24 protein-coding genes and 1 pseudogene are annotated in these 18414 nt (G+C 46.0%); 10 read left to right on the top strand and 15 right to left on the bottom strand.

Going from position 1 to position 18414, the window contains the following annotated elements; genetic code table 11:
- Window positions 1-229: 229 nt before the first annotated feature.
- From RS881_RS19545 to RS881_RS19500, 10 genes are all read right to left on the bottom strand, one after another.
- Window positions 230-400, bottom strand: a complete 171-nt coding sequence (locus RS881_RS19545) for a hypothetical protein (RefSeq protein WP_315822602.1) — start codon at window positions 398-400, stop codon at window positions 230-232.
- A gap of 198 nt (window positions 401-598) precedes the next feature.
- Entirely contained in the window at window positions 599-895 is a 297-nt protein-coding gene (locus RS881_RS19540) for a hypothetical protein (protein WP_315822601.1), read from the bottom strand.
- A gap of 62 nt (window positions 896-957) precedes the next feature.
- Window positions 958-1395, bottom strand: a complete 438-nt coding sequence (locus tag RS881_RS19535) for a hypothetical protein (RefSeq protein ID WP_315822600.1) — start codon at window positions 1393-1395, stop codon at window positions 958-960.
- 11 nt (window positions 1396-1406) lie between these two features.
- Complete coding sequence (locus tag RS881_RS19530; RefSeq protein WP_315822599.1) at window positions 1407-2129, bottom strand: kelch repeat-containing protein; 723 nt, start codon at window positions 2127-2129, stop codon at window positions 1407-1409.
- Window positions 2130-2143: 14 nt separating this feature from the next.
- Window positions 2144-2428: a hypothetical protein gene (locus tag RS881_RS19525; protein WP_315822598.1), complete on the bottom strand. Its 285-nt coding sequence runs from the start codon at window positions 2426-2428 to the stop codon at window positions 2144-2146.
- A gap of 331 nt (window positions 2429-2759) precedes the next feature.
- A complete protein-coding gene (locus tag RS881_RS19520) occupies window positions 2760-3254 on the bottom strand; it encodes a cytidine deaminase (protein WP_315822597.1) in 495 nt (164 codons plus the stop codon).
- Window positions 3255-3519: 265 nt separating this feature from the next.
- A complete protein-coding gene (lepB, locus tag RS881_RS19515) occupies window positions 3520-4101 on the bottom strand; it encodes a signal peptidase I (protein ID WP_315822596.1) in 582 nt (193 codons plus the stop codon).
- Entirely contained in the window at window positions 4077-4181 is a 105-nt protein-coding gene (locus RS881_RS19510) for a hypothetical protein (protein ID WP_315822595.1), read from the bottom strand. Before RS881_RS19510 ends, lepB begins: the two co-directional genes overlap by 25 nt.
- 7 nt (window positions 4182-4188) lie before the next feature.
- Entirely contained in the window at window positions 4189-4521 is a 333-nt protein-coding gene (locus RS881_RS19505; protein WP_315822594.1) for a hypothetical protein, read from the bottom strand.
- The gene (locus RS881_RS19500) at window positions 4472-5047 is read right to left on the bottom strand and encodes a DUF5684 domain-containing protein (RefSeq protein WP_315822593.1); all 576 of its coding nucleotides are present in this window, start codon (window positions 5045-5047) and stop codon (window positions 4472-4474) included. The genes RS881_RS19505 and RS881_RS19500 overlap by 50 nt, the downstream gene beginning before the upstream one ends.
- Window positions 5048-5220: 173 nt before the next feature.
- Here RS881_RS19500 and RS881_RS59690 point away from each other — a divergent pair, with 173 nt between their 5' ends.
- The 10 genes and pseudogenes from RS881_RS59690 to RS881_RS19455 form a co-directional block, all read left to right on the top strand.
- Complete coding sequence (locus tag RS881_RS59690) at window positions 5221-5448, top strand: MerR family transcriptional regulator (RefSeq protein ID WP_350340142.1); 228 nt, start codon at window positions 5221-5223, stop codon at window positions 5446-5448.
- 73 nt (window positions 5449-5521) lie between these two features.
- Window positions 5522-5812 (top strand): hypothetical protein, encoded by a 291-nt coding sequence (locus tag RS881_RS19495; protein ID WP_315822592.1) that lies wholly within the window; start codon window positions 5522-5524, stop codon window positions 5810-5812.
- Between the two features lie 87 nt (window positions 5813-5899).
- Window positions 5900-6238, top strand: a complete 339-nt coding sequence (locus RS881_RS19490; RefSeq protein ID WP_315822591.1) for an RNA polymerase sigma factor — start codon at window positions 5900-5902, stop codon at window positions 6236-6238.
- Between the two features lie 348 nt (window positions 6239-6586).
- Window positions 6587-7720: a FecR family protein gene (locus tag RS881_RS19485; protein ID WP_315822590.1), complete on the top strand. Its 1134-nt coding sequence runs from the start codon at window positions 6587-6589 to the stop codon at window positions 7718-7720.
- Window positions 7717-7935, top strand: a complete 219-nt coding sequence (locus RS881_RS19480; RefSeq protein WP_315822589.1) for a hypothetical protein — start codon at window positions 7717-7719, stop codon at window positions 7933-7935. Before RS881_RS19485 ends, RS881_RS19480 begins: the two co-directional genes overlap by 4 nt.
- Window positions 7848-9998: a SusC/RagA family TonB-linked outer membrane protein gene (locus RS881_RS19475; RefSeq protein ID WP_315824542.1), complete on the top strand. Its 2151-nt coding sequence runs from the start codon at window positions 7848-7850 to the stop codon at window positions 9996-9998. The genes RS881_RS19480 and RS881_RS19475 overlap by 88 nt, the downstream gene beginning before the upstream one ends.
- 115 nt (window positions 9999-10113) lie before the next feature.
- A complete protein-coding gene (locus RS881_RS19470) occupies window positions 10114-11082 on the top strand; it encodes a SusC/RagA family TonB-linked outer membrane protein (RefSeq protein WP_315822588.1) in 969 nt (322 codons plus the stop codon).
- A gap of 44 nt (window positions 11083-11126) precedes the next feature.
- Window positions 11127-11999, top strand: coding sequence for a RagB/SusD family nutrient uptake outer membrane protein (locus tag RS881_RS19465; RefSeq protein WP_315822587.1), 873 nt, complete (start codon window positions 11127-11129; stop codon window positions 11997-11999).
- Window positions 11984-12121, top strand: a complete 138-nt coding sequence (locus RS881_RS19460) for a hypothetical protein (RefSeq protein WP_315822586.1) — start codon at window positions 11984-11986, stop codon at window positions 12119-12121. The genes RS881_RS19465 and RS881_RS19460 overlap by 16 nt, the downstream gene beginning before the upstream one ends.
- A 20-nt stretch (window positions 12122-12141) precedes the next feature.
- Window positions 12142-12945: pseudogene (locus RS881_RS19455) on the top strand (RagB/SusD family nutrient uptake outer membrane protein); the annotation flags it as partial.
- A 389-nt stretch (window positions 12946-13334) separates the two neighbouring features.
- Here RS881_RS19455 and RS881_RS19450 read toward each other — a convergent pair.
- The 5 genes from RS881_RS19450 to RS881_RS19430 form a co-directional block, all read right to left on the bottom strand.
- Complete coding sequence (locus RS881_RS19450) at window positions 13335-15734, bottom strand: TonB-dependent siderophore receptor (protein ID WP_315822585.1); 2400 nt, start codon at window positions 15732-15734, stop codon at window positions 13335-13337.
- Between the two features lie 107 nt (window positions 15735-15841).
- Complete coding sequence (locus tag RS881_RS19445; protein ID WP_315822584.1) at window positions 15842-17080, bottom strand: tetratricopeptide repeat protein; 1239 nt, start codon at window positions 17078-17080, stop codon at window positions 15842-15844.
- Window positions 17081-17082: 2 nt separating this feature from the next.
- Window positions 17083-17907 (bottom strand): ATP-binding protein, encoded by an 825-nt coding sequence (locus RS881_RS19440; RefSeq protein WP_315822583.1) that lies wholly within the window; start codon window positions 17905-17907, stop codon window positions 17083-17085.
- Window positions 17877-18101 (bottom strand): hypothetical protein, encoded by a 225-nt coding sequence (locus RS881_RS19435; protein ID WP_315822582.1) that lies wholly within the window; start codon window positions 18099-18101, stop codon window positions 17877-17879. Before RS881_RS19435 ends, RS881_RS19440 begins: the two co-directional genes overlap by 31 nt.
- Before the next feature lie 35 nt (window positions 18102-18136).
- A complete protein-coding gene (locus RS881_RS19430) occupies window positions 18137-18412 on the bottom strand; it encodes a tetratricopeptide repeat protein (RefSeq protein WP_315822581.1) in 276 nt (91 codons plus the stop codon).
- Window positions 18413-18414: the final 2 nt, after the last annotated feature.

Here is an 18414-nt window from a genome sequence, read left to right as displayed (position 1 = left end):
TCAATACAAATCTACTATTACCAACAGGGAAAAACAATACTACTTTAATGGTATTTTAAGAAGCCGGGCAGTGAGCCGGTTATTATTAAATACAGGATCACAAACCAGTTACTTCCGTAAAGGATCGCTCGAAATCCTGTCCATCATTCTCCCGGTATTCTTTGGTAAACTTGAGGTAGGCGTCTTTGGCCATACCATGCCGGCCTAACAATACCAGGCATTTGCATTTTCAGGCCAGGGCATCTGCATTGAGCTGATCAAAAAAGAAGATGCAGTTGGTATCCTTAATAATAAACTCAGCTTCTGCAGCCAGGTCGGCAGTGGATATATAATGTAGTAAGGTATCAATGGTTTTGCCCGATACTTCCGATTTAATATTACCCAGCCAACTGTAATGCATGGTGCTAAGGAATGCCCCCTGCCTACCATTTGCATCAACGGGTTTACATAAGCTTTGTTGATGGGGCCTTTAGTAGCTACCAGTTCCATATAATGCTGGTAATCTATCCGGATAGAATCATGCAGGATATCCAGCTTCCACCTGCCCGATTCTTTACCGATATGGCACTCCCCACTTTTTCGAGGATACCCTTTAGCTTTACCACGTTGACGGAAAAATTGTTCCGGGCATCCTTGATGGGTTTATCCCCCACAAGGTTTCATACAACTTTTCAGAGGCAATGCCCTTGCCATCTTTAAAAGTATAAACCAGTACCAATAAGAATAACTCTTTCAGTATAGGCGTAAACATTTTGGTGATAACGTTCCCTTCTTTGTCAATTACCTCTAATTGACCAAACAGGTAAATAGCAGCACGGTCTTTATTGCCGGCTGGTGCTCCCTGGTCAGCCGCCTCATAGCCTAAGATGGCCGGTGTGGGTATTTTGCCGGACAAAACAGGCTACTGCGGTACTTCCTGCTGCGCAAGTTGACCCGCCCTTTTCTTTCGCCACATCATCAGCAATACACCGGCAGCCACCAGGCAACCGGCTCCCAGGAACCAGATCCAGTCGCGCGAAGCATTGGCCTTTGCGGCGGCGCCACCGCTATTTTGTTGGGCGGAAAATCGATGGTATACACCTTTACCCGGGTAATATTCTGTTTGTTGGTGAACAAAGTTACCGCCACCAGTTTCTTACTGGCCGGACAATAATACAGATCGGCAAAGGATTCAATATCGTGAAAGGCATAAGGAATGGTATCTCCCATCAACTGGTACCCGGGTGATTGCAGTGACCCTTTCATTAATTGCAATACCGAGTTAAACCGGTCGATCGGATGGATCAAAGCATAAAAATCGCGGGTAGCAGGATCAATCACCAGGCTATTGGCAAAACAAAATTGCTGCGCCGGGTCCTTCAGGTGATAGATACTTTTAAATGAATGACTCTTCACGGACCAGGCAATCAGCTCATAATTGTATTTCGGGTTGATCGTCTGGTCGCCAGTTTTACTGCCAAATCCCCCATAATATAAGCTGTATCGCCGGCATTATTGACGCCCAGCGCAGCCAGGTACCTGGGCATAAAGAAATCACCGTCGGGGTCTACCGGCTCCCATTCCCTGGTCGGGAAATGGTAGCGCTGTACTTCATTCCTGTATTGCAATTGCCCATACCCGCCAATAATATATAAGGAGCTGTCTACCGGTGATAGAAATTTATTGGCTTGCCAATAAACCGTCAATGGTCCTCCTTTAAAATTCAAATCCCATTTACCAGCCTGTGGCAACCAGGCGCTTATCGCCTGTTCGTCAATATTAAAATTATATAAGGTATTCCCGGCTGCACTAAAAATAGATTGGTTACCGGGTGGTAAGGTATCATGCCCCATAGATAGTCTTAATCCTGTCAGTTCTCTTTGCTTAAAAGAATATTGATACAATGAATCCGATGAAACGATATAGAGGCGTTCACTATTCTTATCAAAAGCTACACTGGCCACACCCCGCGTATCCAGTGTTACGGCCCCCACCCAATTTTGATGGCGTGGTTTGATCCATACCGGGTTTTTAACCACCGCCACCCGGTTCTTTATTTCATCCACTCCTTCCGTGCCATCAATTTCCGAAAGGGGGTAATAAGCCACTGGCACACCACCTGTCGAAATCCGGATATCCTTGATATTCATAGGCGGGATATCGGTTATTTGAAACCCTGATAGATCATTGGTACCAAAAAGACCCGATAACAAGCAGCTTGTGAAATATTGGCCTTACCCGTAGCTATCAGCCGGTTATTGAGGTAAAAACGGGTATCCTGTGTTTGTCCATCCAGCGTAAGTTTAAACTGGTTCCATTGATTGTACAAGTGGAGTGAATCAATGGTAAATTCACCGGAAACCGTTTCCCCGATCACAAAGTTGAACTTCTGTAATTTCTGATTATAAACAATATCGATGTTCTGGTTATTACTGGTCACCAGGCGCATGATATAGCCAAAGTAGGTTTCCAGGTTGGGCGTAAAACCAAGATCGAAGCTTATTTCGGTTGGCTGTTTAAAGCATAGGGGGCTTTAGGCGTCAGGTTAAGGGAGGTTCTTTTTCAGGAACAACCTCATGACTGGAAAACCTTAATCCATGCGACTGACAGAAAGCATTGTGGGCAATCAATAAAGAACATACCAATAAAAGGAGTCTCCCCATAAGCAAGCGAAACTAATATAAAGTACAAATTACTTATTCTGCCGTATTAAACGGGATAGATGCCCGCAAATTTTACTACAAGAAGAAATGATAAATAATGGAGACTGAAATAGTTATTTATAACTGTATGTCAAGTTCATCCCCAGTAAAGGCCAGCGGCATCAACATACTGGCTGTGGGGATAATATACACTTTGCCTGTTTTGCCGGCCAATATCAACCGCACCGGATGTTGGGTGCGTTGTTCAAACTCCTGCAACCGTTGGCGGCAAATGCCACAAGGGCTTATTGGATGATCAGCGGGAACGCCATCACCTTCATAACTCACCGCCAGGGTTTCAATGGCCTCACCAGGGTAAATAACACCTACTGTTGACAACAATACACTTTCGGCACATAGGCCCGCCGGATAAGAAGCATTCTCCTGGTTGGCACCAATAACCAATTGCCCATTTTTTAACCGGGCTACCGCTCCCACCCTAAAGCGGGAATAAGGCGCCCAGGCATTTTGTGTCACCTGCCGGGCTTCTTTCAATAAAAAGGCATCTTCCTTTTGCAGGTCTTCAATGGAATCATATACGTCGTAAGAAAATTTGTATTCTGCTTGGTTCATGCTTACAATTTAAGGAAAGTCAGGTACAATTAAAGTCCGAAAGTCGGGAAGTCGGAAAAGTCCGGAAGACGGAAAAGTCCGGAAGACGGAAAGACAGAAAAGTCAGGAAGTCGAAAAAGCCGGCAAGTCCGAAAGTCAGGAAAACAGTAGGCCCGAAACATCATTTTATTAGTCAGGAAAGAAAAAGCCCGGAAATCAGCAAGTATTTTACCAATCAGCGAAATACTTTCGGACTTCCGGACTTCCAGTCTTACCGACTGATCTATTAATGAATACTGCTAAACATACGGCTCCAGCGAACGCCCTTATCCCAGCTCATCCAGATGAGCCATGCTTCACCTACCACGTGATCTTCAGGCACAAAACCCCAGAAACGGCTATCCTGTGATTGATGGCGGTTATCACCCATCATCCAGAAATAATCCATTTTAAAGGTATAGGTATTCGTGGGCGTACCATTCAGGAATACTTTACCATCGCGCATTTCCAGTTCATTGTGTTCATATACCCGGATGGCCCGCTCATACATGGCATAATTATCGTCCGTAAGTGTAATGGTAGCCCCTTTCTTAGGCACCCACAGTGGTCCGAAATCATCTACCTGCCAATGGTGTTTACCATCGCGCGGAAAGATCTTGGAATCCTGTTGCTTCAATACAGTAAAGCTATCGGCCACGCCATTCTTGATCATTTTATCCTTGGCTTCATTGGTTAGCAGCATGCGATAGCGGTTGCCGCCCAGTGGAATGATCTCCGATTCATCAGCCTTGTCAAAATCATACTCTTCTTTCAGTACATCAAAGTCCAGTTGCTGGCCCTTTGTTACAACATCATAATACAACTGCATCTTGGGCGGCAGGAAGGCTTTTTACCATTGATGTACAATACTGCATCAATGATCTGCAAAGTATCGCCTGCAATCGCCACACATCGTTTAATATAATTCTCTTTTTTTATCTACAGGGCGCACAATGAAGGGATACTGCTCGGGATCATTCAGGATAACCTGACGGCCCACGTCCATATTGCGGTTACCCAATTCCCAGGCTACATCATAATAAGGGTTTTTGGATTGGAATTCCGGCAGGTTGATCACCGTATCGCCCGCAGGGAAATTGAACACCACCACATCATTCCGTTTTACCGGACTGGCAAACCAGCGGGTATAAGGAATGTGGATCAATTCGGAATACGACTTGCTATGCGTAATGGGCAGTTCATAGTGTACAAAAGGTACCGCCAGGGGTATTGGGAATACGGGGACCATAACTAAGCTTGCTCACGAACAGGAAATCATTCACCAGCAAGGTCTTTTCCATGGATCCGGTGGGAATCGTATAGGCCTCAAATACAAAAGTGCGGATCAGTGTAGCTGCTACAATAGCAAATACCCCGGCATCGATCCATTCCCGGGCAGCCGTCTTTTTATGTTTTTTAACGATTTCCGGACCATAATACTTCTCTTTGGCGCTAAAACCAATCACAGGCAGGTAAAGGAATCCGAGCAATACCGTAGCGGCATGCTCTAAAAAGCGAAACTTGCCAAAAAGTTTAACAAACTCTACCAGTATCCATAAACTGATAAACCAGCCTCCCACCGGGATGAACTGCCAGAAAAACCAATGCGTTTTTAGCCCCGATACCTTTACCATTTCCCAGGTATTCAGGAAGGGTACAAATGCTTTCCAGGCCGGAATACGCGCCTTTTGGAACATTTTATACAATCCTACGGCAGGCAATAGTACAATCAGCAGCGAGATAATAATGATAACGGTCAGATCGTGTGAACTCATGCTGTGCTTTTTAAAAAATTCCGGGCAAAAATACCATATTAATTCTCATTGAAACAGGGTATTAACCAGGATTTTACGAATATATTGCCCCCTCCGGGTGGTCCATTTTTGGAGGCTAAAAAGTATTTGAACAGTTCTATTAGTTGTAATATCTTCCGGTTTGTTACCTATTTATGGTATTATTTTCCATACGCGACGTCCAAAACCTTACTGGTATTAAAGCACATACACTCCGCATTTGGGAACAGCGGCATAGCATCCTCAACCCCAGACGCAAGCAAAGTAACCACCGGCTTTATGACAACAACGACCTGAAACGCTTGCTCAGGGTTGCCTTCCTGTACCAACAAGGATACAAAAATACTGAAAGCAATAGATACTCTCGAACGCCCGGTGCCTAAAACCCGGCGCCGGGTATTATTATATACACTACTTGGTGAGCGACATGAGATACCCCTGCTATTCATGCAGTATATGCTCAAAAAAAATTGTATCCCCTCTATTTACCTGGGCAGTAATGTAAAGACAGAAACCTTGAAAGCAATATGCACCCAATTTGAAAAGCAGCATCCCGACCAGCCCATTACCCAAGTGTATTTTCACCTCATTACCAATCTCATTAAATCCGACCTGGGCGATTACCTGCATAAGGTAGGTGGCTTGTTTCCTGGTAAAGAAGTGATCTATGGAGGTTCCAAAACAGGCACTTATATAGCCCGTGGCATCCCGGTTAATGTAACCCTGATCCGGGAACGGCCGAGCTAAAAGCATTTTGCGAGGCCAGGTAACAATCTGGTAATTTTAATTTCGGGGAGAAAATGTAATTTAGGCCCATCTAACTAACTGCCTGCGATGGAAATCGAAATTACCAAAAAGCTCCTGAATGGTTCAGAAGTGAGCTTTGAAACTGTGTATTATACTTACAGGGATAAGTTATATTTCTATTTTTTAAAGCGCATCAAAGACCAGTCTGTTTGCAAAGACCTGGTACAAGATACCTTTATTAAACTGTGGCGCTACCGCGCCAGCTTAAGGACCGACCTGAGCCTGTCCTTACAGATCTTCCGCATTGCCAAAACCTCTCTTATTGATGTGCTGAAAAACAAGCCCAGCACAGGATCATTAATGTGCCGGAAAAAGAACTCCATACCATTGCCGAGCAGGAAAGAGAAGAAGAGAATGAACATGTAGTTTACCTGAAGCGGGAGATCAAAACACTTCCTCCCATCCGCAAAAGATCATCGAATACAGGTTGCAGGGATTGACCAACCAGGAAATAGCCGACCTGCTGGCCATCTCAAAAGAACCGTAGAAAATCAATTGAACAAAGCATTCAGTGAGATCAAAAAAAAATGCAGACATCCCTACCCTGCTCATTTGCCTCATTATAAAAGCCAACTGCTGATCCATTAAAATTCACATACATACCGCGCTTTTTATCAGTACACTTTCGCCCTTCCCAGGCTAGCTTCAAAATTCTTATGTTAATAGATTATTACCGGTAGGTACATTTTTACTTCCAATCGTATTTATATATCGATGGAAATAACGAAACAACAGATCAGTCTGTTCCTTGCCAATAAATTACCTGCTGCTGAAGCCCAACAGGTAGCCGACCTTCTAACCGCCCACCCCCACCTGCTGGATGAATTTTTCAGTGAGGCGGAATGGGAAAGTTTTGAAACCCATGAGCAGGTGCCCGCCCATATCAACCAGGAAATGCTTGCCTTTATCAAAAAACGCCAACAGCCGGGTATCATCAGGCGCCTTACCAGGGGGTGGCTAAGAGTAGCTGCCGCCCTGCTGGTAGTCGTGGCAGGATGGCTTTTGTACCAGCAATTGGATCACCAGCCCTTACCTGAAAAAAATACCCCGCCAGCACAAGCCAGGGTAATCCAACAAGAGATCGTTTTGTCCAATACCACCAAAAAAGAAATGAGTTACAGATTAGAAGATGGCTCCGAGATCATACTGTCAAAGAACAGTACCGTCAAATACATCAAGCCCTTCGACGCACATAAAAGAGACCTACACCTTACCGGTGAAGCCCTGTTCAAAGTGGCCCAAGACAAGGACCGGCCTTTCACCGTATTTGCCAATGGATTTTCGACCACCGCTTTAGGCACCTCTTTTAGGATCAAGGCTTATACGGCTGATAAAATGGCCCATGTACAATTGTATACGGGACGTATCGTAGTAAAGAACCTGCGGCAGGCCAATAATGCCCTGTACATGGCGCCAGGCGATCAATGCTCTTTTGATTATACGGCCGTTAGTTTGGCAAGGGTTACAACCAGTCAATCGCCTACTGTAACAGCCATACCTAAAAAGCATCCCTCCCTTGTTGCCACCGGAGGTATTGAAGAAACAGCCGAAAGCATCATTTTCAAGAATACAAACCTTATCACCGTCATGAACAAGCTGAGTGAAGTGTACCGGGTACGCATCAGCTATGACACAGCAGCCATACAAAATAAAAAGTTCATAGGAACCATTGCCAGGGAAAGCACACTGGAAGATGTATTAAATACCATTACACTGCTCAATGATCTACAATTTATTAAGAAGGAAGAAGTTTACTTCATAACAAAAAAAAACAATAGCCTGACAAAAGCCAATATTGGAACACCCCAAACCGGGGATGACATTGTATTACCTAAACTAATAAAATGAAAAATTTTACCCATGCACGCGCATTTGTTTGCCTGCTAACCGTGTTGTTGCTCACGGGCAAACTGTATGCTCAACAAAAAAAAAAGGATGCACTAAAGGGAATTGTTCAAAATGAGAAAAAGAACCCCTGGCGGGAGTATCTGTTACTATCCAAAACAGAGCCGCTGGTTTTAGCAAAACAGTTCAAACCGATGAGAAAGGGATCTTTGCATTGAGCACCCTCACTGTTGGAGGGCCTTACAGCTTTGCCTTCTCTTACGCGGGTTATGAAAAGAAATTATTGACCGGCTACCAATACAATGAAGAGGAAGAGATCAGCTTAGCCGTTCAGCTGGCGCCATTGCCCAAACAATTGGATGAAGTAGTGGTAGTGGGTTATGGAACACAGAAAAAAGTAACGGTTACCGGTGCTGTCACCACTTTGACTTCCCGCGAGCTGCAGCAAAGCCCTGCTTCCAACCTGACCAATGCCCTGGCAGGCAGGTTACCAGGCTTAATTGCAAGCCAATTTTCCGGTGGTGAGCCTGGTAACGACAAAAGTACGCTGCTGATACGCGGCTCCGGCACTTTTGGTGGTAGTACAGCCCCCATTGTTATTGTGGATGGTATTGAACGTGACTTCAGTAACCTCGATCCCAATGAAGTTGAAACATTTACCATCCTGAAAGATGCCTCTGCTACTGCCGTTTATGGGGTGCGGGGCGCCAATGGGGTAATCATTGTGACGACCAAACGGGGCAAAACATCTGATAAAGCCGTGGTGAGCTTTAAAAGCTCCGTAGCCCGCAGTTCATTGATCAAAGTGCCCGAATATTTAGGATCTGCTGATTATGCCATGTTGTACAATGAAGCCAGGTTGAATGATAACCCCGGGGCCAATCCAGCATCATTGGGGCTTTTCAGTGATCAGCAAATTGAGAATTTCCGGAAAGCCAAAGGTGATAACTCCGATGGTTTGGGCTACAATCTGGATCTGCTGGACTATGCCTTTAAGCCCAACTGGATGCAGAACTATAATTTAACCGTTGCAGGCGGTACCAACAGGGCCCGTTATTTTGTTTTGGCCGGCTATATGAATCAGAAGGGTAACCTCAACCATACTATAGACGATCAATACAATACCGGTTCCGCTTATAAACGGTATAACTTCAGGTCTAATATTGATATCAATGTTACCGACAACTGGTATGTACGCCTGGACCTGGGCGCCCAGATCGGTGATCGCAATACGCCTGGTGTATTCAACCGCGATAACTCTTTGCCAACGGTGAAGAACATCATTATGCTGGCCAATACCCAGGCTCCTTATCTCCCCATCACCTTGCAAAACAATAACAACCCGGCCAACGCTGGCAAAATTGCCAACTTCCCCAATGGCATGTTGTTTGGAGACGCTTTGTACCGGTGGAATATATTGGGTGAATTGTCAAGAGCCGGATTTTCACAAGAGAAAAGTACAGCCATGCAGGGTGCTTTTATCATGGGGCTTAAACTTGATGCCATTACCAAAGGCCTGAAGATAGAAGGTACTTTCTCTTATGATTTCAACAATATCTCCACCATCGACCGGTCAACTGCTATTGACAAAGATGGATATAAGCAATATGCCACTTACGCCTATTTTGCACCTAATGCAGGAGCCAACGTATACATGAATGGCGGCAAATATGAAGGCGTTTATACTGGCCGGCGGGATGTAGACAATACACTGAACAATGGCCTGAACAATGGCAACAACACTTCCCGGATGTTTGCCATGGTTAAGCTGGATTATGCTCGCTCCTTTGGATTGCACAATGTGACTGGTTTGTTATTGGGTACCCGTGAACTAAGGACCATCGGCAACCAGGTGCCTTTTGCCAACCAGGGTTTGTCGGCACGCGCTACCTACAACTATGATGAACGTTTCCTGGGTGAAATAAACATGGGTTATAACGGTTCAGAAAACTTTGCCAAAGGAAAACGGTATGGCTTTTTTCCCGCTATCGCTGCCGGCTGGATCTTGAGCAATGAAAAATTCATGAAGGATGTTTCCTGGATCGACTTCCTGAAAATCAGAGGATCATTCGGGATGGTAGGTAACGACCAGATTAGTGGCAACCGGTTTTCCTATATTCAATTTTTGCCCCGGGCGGGAGCAATGATTACTACTTTGGCACAGACTACTCCAATCTGTACAACTCCAGTAACCGGATATCGGAAGATCAGCTTGCTAACATGGATGTTACCTGGGAGAAAGCAAAGAAAACCAATATCGGTCTTGACCTCGCTTTCCTGAAAAACGACTGAATATAATTTTCGATATATTCTTTGAGCACCGGTACGATATCCTTACCAGCTTAGCTGACCCCAACAGGATCGGATTCCCACAGGTATTTGGTAAGGTCGCGCCGTTGATCAATGCCGGAATCGTAGACAACAAGGGATTTGAAATTGAAGTAAGCTGGGCTGATAGGATCGGTAAAGATTTTAGCTATAGGATACGTCCTAATTTCTCCTTCGCTCGCAACAAGGTCATTTTTATGCGGGAAGTAGTACGCAAGTATCCCTGGATGTACCGCACCGGCCAACGACTGGGTCAGCAATTTGGATATGTATTTGATGGGTTTGTGCAAGATCAGGCGGAGGCGGATGATATTACCAACAATGCCCGCCAGTTTGGAAGGGTCATCCCGGGAGACCTCAAATACAAGGACCTGAATGGAGATGGAAAGATCACCCAACTGGAAGATCAGATGGCGCTCGGTCATCCCCGTACACCCGAAATACAGTTTGGTCTGCCCTTCGACTTTAGCTATAAGAACTTTGACCTAAGCTTCCTGTTCCAGGGTGCGGCCAATAGTTCTATTTTCCTGTCCACCTCTGCTATATGGGACTTCCCCGCCATCACCAATATTCAATCTGAAGGGGATCGTATTGGAAAAGTAAAAGCCATTCACCTGCAAAGATGGAGACCAGGTTTGTCGGCCAAGGAAAATGCCAATGCCAAATACCCGGCTCTGCATTATGGCTCTTACGAGAACAATAAACTGACCGGTAACAATTTCAATAGCTCCTTCTTCATGTATGATGGTCAGTATATCCGTTTGAAGAATGTGGAAATAGGTTACAATATGCCACTGTCATTGATCAAAAGATGGAAGCTGCAAAAGTACGGTTTTATATACAAGGCTCTAACCTTTTTACCTGGGATAAACTGGGCGACCTGGATTTTGACCCGGAAATGGGTAATACCAGCGGCAGCAATAACAGCGATGGTTATTGGTATCCCATCAATAAGGTCATCAATTTGGGTCTTGAAATTTCACTCTAAATCATGTCAGCTATGTTCAATAAAAATAACAACCAATTATTACTCTTGACCTCAGTACTGATCCTGACAAGCCTATCCTGTAAAAGGGATTTCATGGATCGGAGGCCGGATGATAAAATGTCTGAAGCACAGGTTTTTGCCGATTACACCAAGGTCAATAAACTGGTAGCTGTACTGTATGGCGATATGCACAATATTGCCCGGGGATTTGCTTACCTGCAGCACTTTTCTTTAAGTTCTGCCACTGACGAGTGTGAAGGCAGTGGTGTGCAAAGCGCCCAATCTACCAATTTCAATACCGGCAACCTGAATCCGGCCAGTATTGGCAACAATTCAACAGGCGACCAGTACAAGTGGGACTGGTTGTATACCGCTATCCGTAAAACCAATGTGATATTGGAAGGGGTGAGAAAATACAAAACACCCGATAATCCATTAAGTACTGGCGACCTCAATGTACGCCTGGGTGAGACTTATTTCTTCAGGGGTTATTACCACTTTCTGTGCGTCCGGTTATATGGCGAGATCGTATACATGGCTCATGCTGGTGATATTACTGAAGATATGAACTATAAGCGTGAGTCATTCCACGTAATTGCCGATAAGATCTGTAAGGATATGGATTCGGCCATTGCCCTGTTGCCCGCCAATCAGCCCAATGCCGATTTCTTCCGGGCAGAAAAAGGCGCCGCCCTGTCAGTCAAAGCCATCGTACGCTGGATGCAGGCTACCCCCTATACAATGGTGGTACTTTTCCCGGCAGCGAAAATCGCATCGGTAAAGATTATGGCAATAAACCCGAACGCTGGACCATTGCCCGCGATGCAGCCAAAGCTGCTCTGGATCTGCAAGGTTCCAATGGCGGACCCCGCTATTCCTTATATGCCAAATATTCCGCCAGTGATTTTGTCAGCGGCTCTAACAATAAGGTATATACCCGGCTGCGGGAAATGTTTCATGATATAGATGCCTTTAAGAACGAAGCCATCTTTATCAATTCCATTGATAAAAACCAGGCCTGGCAGGGTGACAATTATCCCCTTCGGCCAACGGCCAGTCGCGCAATACACCTGTACAGGAACAGGTAGACGAATATGAATACAAAGCACCCGACAATTATGGTTACCCCATCTACGCTGCCAATGCAGCAGCCAATGGATATGATGACAAAAACCCTTATGAAAGTGTGCAACGTGATCCCCGCTTTTACCGTGATATCATGTACCATGGTAGCACCTTCAGAAGTGCAGTGATCAATATTGCAGATGGAGCGGATAAATTAGGCGCCGTAGTCAATAGGTCTACTTATACCGGTTATTTCCACCGTAAGTTTTACCGCGAAGAATACTTTGGTGGGTCGCCCACTTTTAACATGAGTTTCCCCTTGATCCGCCTTCCAGAGATCATGTTGATCTATGCCGAAACATTGAATGAAACCAATGGATCTGCTGCCGATATTGTCAATATCCTGAATACCATCCGTACCCGCTCTTTTATGGTACCTGTGCCTCCTTCTATCCAAGGAGATAAAGCAAAAATGAACGAGTACCTGCAGCGCGAACGCCGGGTCGAATTGTATTATGAGAACAACCGTTTCTTTACCACCCGTCTGTACCTGGACCCTACCAGTCCCACAGAGTTGGCCAAAGAAGCCGCCTGGAAAGCTGCTGGAGCTACCAATGACGAACGTTCACAGAAATGCGCCCTGCCTTATCCCAAAAGTCAGCGTATGATCAATGGCATGCGGCCTGTAGAAGATCCTGCCGGTAAGATCGTGATCGGAGGTAAGAAATACCGCATGGAACGTTATTGGAAGGAAGACCGTGTATTCCTGCCACAATTCTATTTCTTCCCCTTGCAGGCAGAGGAAGTCGCCCGCTGCCCAAGTTTGGGACAGAATCCCGGATACTAAATAACCAGTTCCTATTAATTTAACGAGGCTGATCAAATTGAAATTATTTCAATTTGATCAGCCTCGTTAAGCTTTGAAGAAACAATTTTAACTTAGGTAATTCAATGTGTGCCTGGATGACCTACCCCGTTTTCACCACAATCATTGCCTGATAACATGGCCCGGCAGCAACCGGCACACTCCATTTGCTGCCTATGTACAGCAATACCATCCAGGGCCGGTTTTTGGCAGGCATGATCAGTGAGCGCTGGCAGGCAATTTACCAGTTACAAAGGTGGGCCACTCTGCAGCGCTGTATCAGCCGGGCGGCAGCGTGACTCACCTTAAAGCAGCGACAAGCTTAAACGACATTGATTCACCATTGTCGATTGCCGATTCACGACTGCCGATCAAAACCTAAAGCTCACATTCGCACTCACCCTCCGGGGCATCATGGGTTCTACCGTGGTCCAGCCTTTATAATATTCTTTATCCGCCAGGTTGTCTACTTTCAAACCAACCCGGAAATTACTGCCATTGTAAAACAGCGAAGCATTGAACACCGTATATTCAGGAATGGCAAATACCCCATTGGTCGTATTATTCGTGATCTTGTTCACACTGGCATAGTTACCACCAAAACCAAGTCCCAGCCCTTTAAGATCTCCATTCAATAAAGTATAGCTGATCCATCCATTGGCCAGGTTTTGCGGCCCCGCACCTACCGGCCGCAGACCAACCGTGGTTTTATCCGTTTTATCATTCTTGCTTTCATTATAAGCATAGCCGGCAATTACACTCAATCCAGGTATTGGATTGGCAATGATATCTGCTTCAATACCCCTGCTAAACACATTACCATCCTGGATCGTATAACCTGCTTTCTCGGGATCAGGTCGCGTGACATTCGTGACAAAAATATCATAGTAGCTCACCGTACCAGCCAGTTTACCACCAAACAGCTCCATCTTCACTCCCCCTTCCCACTGGTTGGCTTGTTGTGGTTTGAAATTGCTCACACTACCATCCGGTTGTGTGGCAGCTGCCACATTTTTAAACCCATTCATATAGTTGGCAAATACCGACACCTGGTCTTTCACCACACTGTACACCAGGCCAAACTTGGGCGAGAAAGCTGTTTGAGCATAAACGCCGGTGGTTTTACCATTGCCAATATTGTACGTGCCTTTATTGTCAAAACGGTCTACCCGCAGGCTTACCATGGCCAACAGCCGATCCGTTATATTCAACACATTCGATGCATAAGCACTATAAGTATATTGCGTAGTAATATTTTTGGAAGGCGTTATCAGCGCAACCTTAGCATCTGCTGCCGCTTTGTTGAGCTGACCATACCGTACATCATCCGTCTTCACACTGTTCACCAGGTCAAACAGCGCATAAGCCTGGTTATTATTGCCCTTGTTGCTGAAGTAGTCGAGGCCGGCCACCAACCTGTTGCGCATGCCCAATACCTTAAAATCGCCAATAAAGTTTTGTTGTATATCCAGCGTGGTGCCGGTCGAGTTCTGCGAACCTACATAACGGCTAAGCAGGGTATCCGTGGCGCCAAGGAACATCACATAAGAGTACAAGCCCTGTGATTTTCGCACACTTTGCGATACGATCGTTTGTGAAGTCCATTGGTCCGATATTTTATAGTTCATCTGGCCATAGAGGTTCATGGTAGGCGTTTTGATCGTAATATCATTGGCCGTAAAAGAACGCTTCCAGTCAATACCCAATTCATTGGGCGTGGTAGCAACCAATTTACGCGTACGATTCAGGAATACCATCAGTGGGTTGGTACCTTCACTGCTGAAAAACTCTGCATTGAAATGGAAATTGAGCCGGTCGCTGGCTTTATAGATCACCGAAGGCGCTACAAATACCGATTTCTTAAAACCGGCATCCTGCCAGCTGTTCTCATAATGATAAGCAGCATTTACCCGGAACAATACATTGCTGTCCTTTCCCAGGGGCGTATTGAAATCGGCCGCTACCCTATTGAGGCCAAAAGCGCCGCCGGTATAACTAATCTCTCCACCAAAACGATCATAAGGCTTTTTGGTAACGATATTGATCAGGCCGCCAAAAGAAATAAGACTGCTGCCAAACAAAGTACCCGATGGGCCTTTGATCACTTCCATCCTTTCAATATTCGCTGGATCAAGACCGCCATTGCTCAAACCGGCAATGCCATTGATCATGGATGGCTGTACCACAAATCCCCTTAAGGTAAAATAAGCAGCACCATCACCACCACGACCGGTTGATGACCATAACTTATCAATACCTGGTGCATTTTTCAAAGCATCATCCACATTCACAATGAGCTGTTCTTTCATCAGCTCATTACTGATCGTAGAATAAGCTTGCGGGTTTTCCATATTCTTCAGCGGCATGCGCGAAACATAATCACTTGATTTACGAACAAACTTGCGCCGGCCACTGGTAATCGTCACCGTTTCCAGTTCTTTCTCCGACAACTTTAGCTCTATGGAAACAGCAATGGTTTCTTTATCAGTTACGATCACCGTTTGCGTAGTAGTTTCATAGCCCGTGAGCGATATCTCCAATTGATAGGTGCCAGCCGTCAGGTTCCTGGCGATAAAGCTGCCATCATCCGCAGTTACGGCTGTTCTTTTTAAACCTTTGAATTGAATGGTTACAAAAGCAGCGGGCTGGCCATCGGCCGTGCTGATCTTTCCTTTGATAATGCCATTGCCCTCTTCGGGGTCATTGGCCAGGGCCTGTAAAGAGGCCACCAGTAAAATTAGTATGGATAAATGCCGGAGTAATTGCTTCATATTGCGGTTCAATTTTGAAGCCGCAAATGTCCGTCCGACTGCCTGCAATCCATTTCCTAATGCGGAAAATGGGTTTACGGGATAGGGAAATTACTTCCCAAACACACTTACCCAGGTATACAGCACAAAGCTGATACCATAAGCATATAAAAGCGTAACCGTAGCAGGGTGCCCAACAAAACACACGCGATGACGATGAATCCAAAGAGCGCCAGCGCCATCGAGTACCATTGTACCAGCAGGTTGCCTTTCAGGCGAATAGGGAAGATCATATGCCCCAGCGGCAATCCCAGTGACATAATGACCAGGCCGGCAAACACAACAGGCTCGGGATTACGCGGCAGGAATAAGCCCGTGATCACTACGGCAAGGCCAGCTACCAACGAAGTAATAAGCGCAATGGCATTCGTCTTTTCACGATTGCTCAGCGCATATTTGCCATCTTTATGAAATAAGAGGAAGAAGTTGGCCAGTGGGTTGATCACCCAGCTGGTGATCACAAACAACAGATACAAGGCCATAATACCCAATCCTATAACCGCAATACCGTCGCCACCCCGTTCAGAAAGACGGGTAATGACCTGAATGCCTACGTAAATACCCAATGGAATGACCCAGCGGGCTCTTTTTCCTTTATTGTTGATCCAAAAACTGTATTGCAATAACCATTTGTAAGGAGGGATCTTTGATTTCAACGCCTGCTTCAATCCTTCGCGGGCGCCTTCCAGGTTGGGATGCAGGCGCAGGGCTTCGCGGAAATGGGCGGCAGCTTCTTTGTGCCGCCCTTTTTCCAGTTTATTCCAGCCTACCGTAGTATGTGTATAAGGATTTTCAGGGTCTTTCTCCAGCGCATCCTGCATCGTTTCAATGGCATCATCTACCCTTTTCAACTTATTCAAAGCAGTAGCGCGCACATTGAGGCAGGTAATATTTTCAGCATCTACCGCCAGTCCTTCATTGGCTTTTTGCAAGGCTTGCTCAAACTGCTTTTCTTCCAGTAATACCAGTCCCCACAGGCCAAAAAATTCGGCACTCCAGGGACTTAGTTCAACTGCCCGTTGCAGGTAGCGCAGGGCCTGGGCATTTGAGTCGAGTTGGTAATAACCAAAGGCCAGCAGGTAAAAGTAATACCCTTCATGCGGCATCAGTTGGATGGCCCGCTTGATCACTTCGATGCCTTCTTTGTATTGTTGCTGATCAAATTTGCACCGGGTCAGTAAGCCCAGCCCATAATCATTTTCCGGATCTATGCGCAATGCATCGGCCAATTGCCGTTCCGCATCTTTGGGTCGCCCCTGCGCCAATAATAAATTAGCCCGTTCCAGCAAGGGCGCTACATCCGTCATGATTACTTTTTGATCTTAAGGAATTTCAGGATATCATCGTACAACCCGCCTTCATTGGCATATAAAGCATAATTGCGGGCCGATGAAAACCATTCCAGTGTAGTAGGACGGTGTTGCTTTGCCGCCTTCAGCAGGTCTTTGGTGCCCAGTGGCTGCAGGTTGCCGCTGGCCATCGAATCGCGCAGCTTATCTTCTACCGCAATATCGATCATCGCTTTGATATCAGCCCCTGAATAATCCGGTGTTTCTTTCGCCACCTTGCGCGTATCAATATCCTTTACGGGCTTATCTTTCAACATGGCTTGTATGATCTCTTGGCGCGCTGTTTCATCGGGCGGCTCAACAAAGATCACCCGGTCAAACCGGCCCGGCCGGCGGAAGGCTGCATCCACACTCCAGGGAGCATTCGTAGCTGCCAGGATCAATACCCCTTCATTGTCCGATTGTACCCCGTCCATTTCGGCCAGGAACTGATTGATCACATGCCGCATCGCCGATTGACGCAAATCACTGCGACTGGCACCCATCGCATCCACCTCATCAAAAAAGAGTACACAAGGTGCATTCTTACGCGCCAGTTCAAAAATACCATGCAGGTTCTTCTCACTGTTGCCAATCCACATATCCAGGATATCGTGTAGGCCGATACTGATAAACTTAGCATGGATCTCACCAGCAGTGGCTTTGGCAATATATGTTTTACCACATCCCGGTGGGCCATATAATAAGATACCGCCGCCTATTTTTTTCCCATAGGCCTTGTACAGGTCAGGATTCTTCAGCGGCTGGATGATCTTCATTGATATTTCATCCTTGATTCTCGCCATACCCCTACATCGGAGAAGTTGATGGTAGGTTTCTCTAAAAAATAACTGCTGGCGCTGCGTTCCAGGTCCAGATCATCATCAAGATCATCTCCTTCAGGGACGGAGGCGCTGCCGCCTGGCATCCGTAATTTGGTATCGATCTCCTCATCCCTGAAATCCGGATTCAACGCTATGACCTTTTGGTAGATCTCCACCGCCTGTTGTAACGAATGCTCTTTGATAAGGCATTTTACAAAAACACCATCGCATCCGAAGGCAGGTCGGGATACAACTCTTCATATATAATGATTGCGGCTGAATACTTCTGTTGGTAAAACCAGGCTTCCGCCAGGCCCAGTTTGGCTTTGCTATTGCCATAACTGAGGCGCAACACTTCACTGTATTGCTCTGCCGATTCGCCATACATCTTCTCCCGCATGAATACTTCCGCCAGGTGCAACCGCAAGGGTACATTGTCGGGAGAAATTTGCAAGGCTTCCTGTAAACTCTTGATATGATCACTCATGC

This window comes from Paraflavitalea speifideaquila (assembly GCF_032395985.1).
In the GTDB taxonomy this organism is placed as follows: domain Bacteria; phylum Bacteroidota; class Bacteroidia; order Chitinophagales; family Chitinophagaceae; genus Paraflavitalea; species Paraflavitalea speifideaquila.
Note: the sequence above shows the minus strand (reverse complement) of the source record. Positions and strands in the feature narration are given on the sequence as shown.

What these genes read in the sequence shown, in the direction of transcription:
- RS881_RS19545 (WP_315822602.1), bottom strand. Translation starts at nt 400, where the DNA reads ATGCATTACAGTTGGCTGGGTAATATTAAATCGGAAGTATCGGGCAAA.
- RS881_RS19530 (WP_315822599.1), bottom strand. Translation starts at nt 2,129, where the DNA reads ATGAATATCAAGGATATCCGGATTTCGACAGGTGGTGTGCCAGTGGCT.
- RS881_RS19525 (WP_315822598.1), bottom strand. Translation starts at nt 2,428, where the DNA reads ATGCGCCTGGTGACCAGTAATAACCAGAACATCGATATTGTTTATAAT.
- RS881_RS19520 (WP_315822597.1), bottom strand. Translation starts at nt 3,254, where the DNA reads ATGAACCAAGCAGAATACAAATTTTCTTACGACGTATATGATTCCATT.
- lepB (WP_315822596.1), bottom strand. Translation starts at nt 4,101, where the DNA reads ATGCAGTTGTATTATGATGTTGTAACAAAGGGCCAGCAACTGGACTTT.
- RS881_RS19505 (WP_315822594.1), bottom strand. Translation starts at nt 4,521, where the DNA reads ATGGTCCCCGTATTCCCAATACCCCTGGCGGTACCTTTTGTACACTAT.
- RS881_RS19500 (WP_315822593.1), bottom strand. Translation starts at nt 5,047, where the DNA reads ATGAGTTCACACGATCTGACCGTTATCATTATTATCTCGCTGCTGATT.
- RS881_RS59690 (WP_350340142.1), top strand. Translation starts at nt 5,221, where the DNA reads ATGGTATTATTTTCCATACGCGACGTCCAAAACCTTACTGGTATTAAA.
- RS881_RS19495 (WP_315822592.1), top strand. Translation starts at nt 5,522, where the DNA reads ATGCTCAAAAAAAATTGTATCCCCTCTATTTACCTGGGCAGTAATGTA.
- RS881_RS19490 (WP_315822591.1), top strand. Translation starts at nt 5,900, where the DNA reads ATGGAAATCGAAATTACCAAAAAGCTCCTGAATGGTTCAGAAGTGAGC.
- RS881_RS19485 (WP_315822590.1), top strand. Translation starts at nt 6,587, where the DNA reads ATGGAAATAACGAAACAACAGATCAGTCTGTTCCTTGCCAATAAATTA.
- RS881_RS19480 (WP_315822589.1), top strand. Translation starts at nt 7,717, where the DNA reads ATGAAAAATTTTACCCATGCACGCGCATTTGTTTGCCTGCTAACCGTG.
- RS881_RS19465 (WP_315822587.1), top strand. Translation starts at nt 11,127, where the DNA reads ATGGATCGGAGGCCGGATGATAAAATGTCTGAAGCACAGGTTTTTGCC.
- RS881_RS19460 (WP_315822586.1), top strand. Translation starts at nt 11,984, where the DNA reads ATGTTTCATGATATAGATGCCTTTAAGAACGAAGCCATCTTTATCAAT.
- RS881_RS19450 (WP_315822585.1), bottom strand. Translation starts at nt 15,734, where the DNA reads ATGAAGCAATTACTCCGGCATTTATCCATACTAATTTTACTGGTGGCC.
- RS881_RS19445 (WP_315822584.1), bottom strand. Translation starts at nt 17,080, where the DNA reads ATGACGGATGTAGCGCCCTTGCTGGAACGGGCTAATTTATTATTGGCG.
- RS881_RS19440 (WP_315822583.1), bottom strand. Translation starts at nt 17,907, where the DNA reads ATGGCGAGAATCAAGGATGAAATATCAATGAAGATCATCCAGCCGCTG.
- RS881_RS19430 (WP_315822581.1), bottom strand. Translation starts at nt 18,412, where the DNA reads ATGAGTGATCATATCAAGAGTTTACAGGAAGCCTTGCAAATTTCTCCC.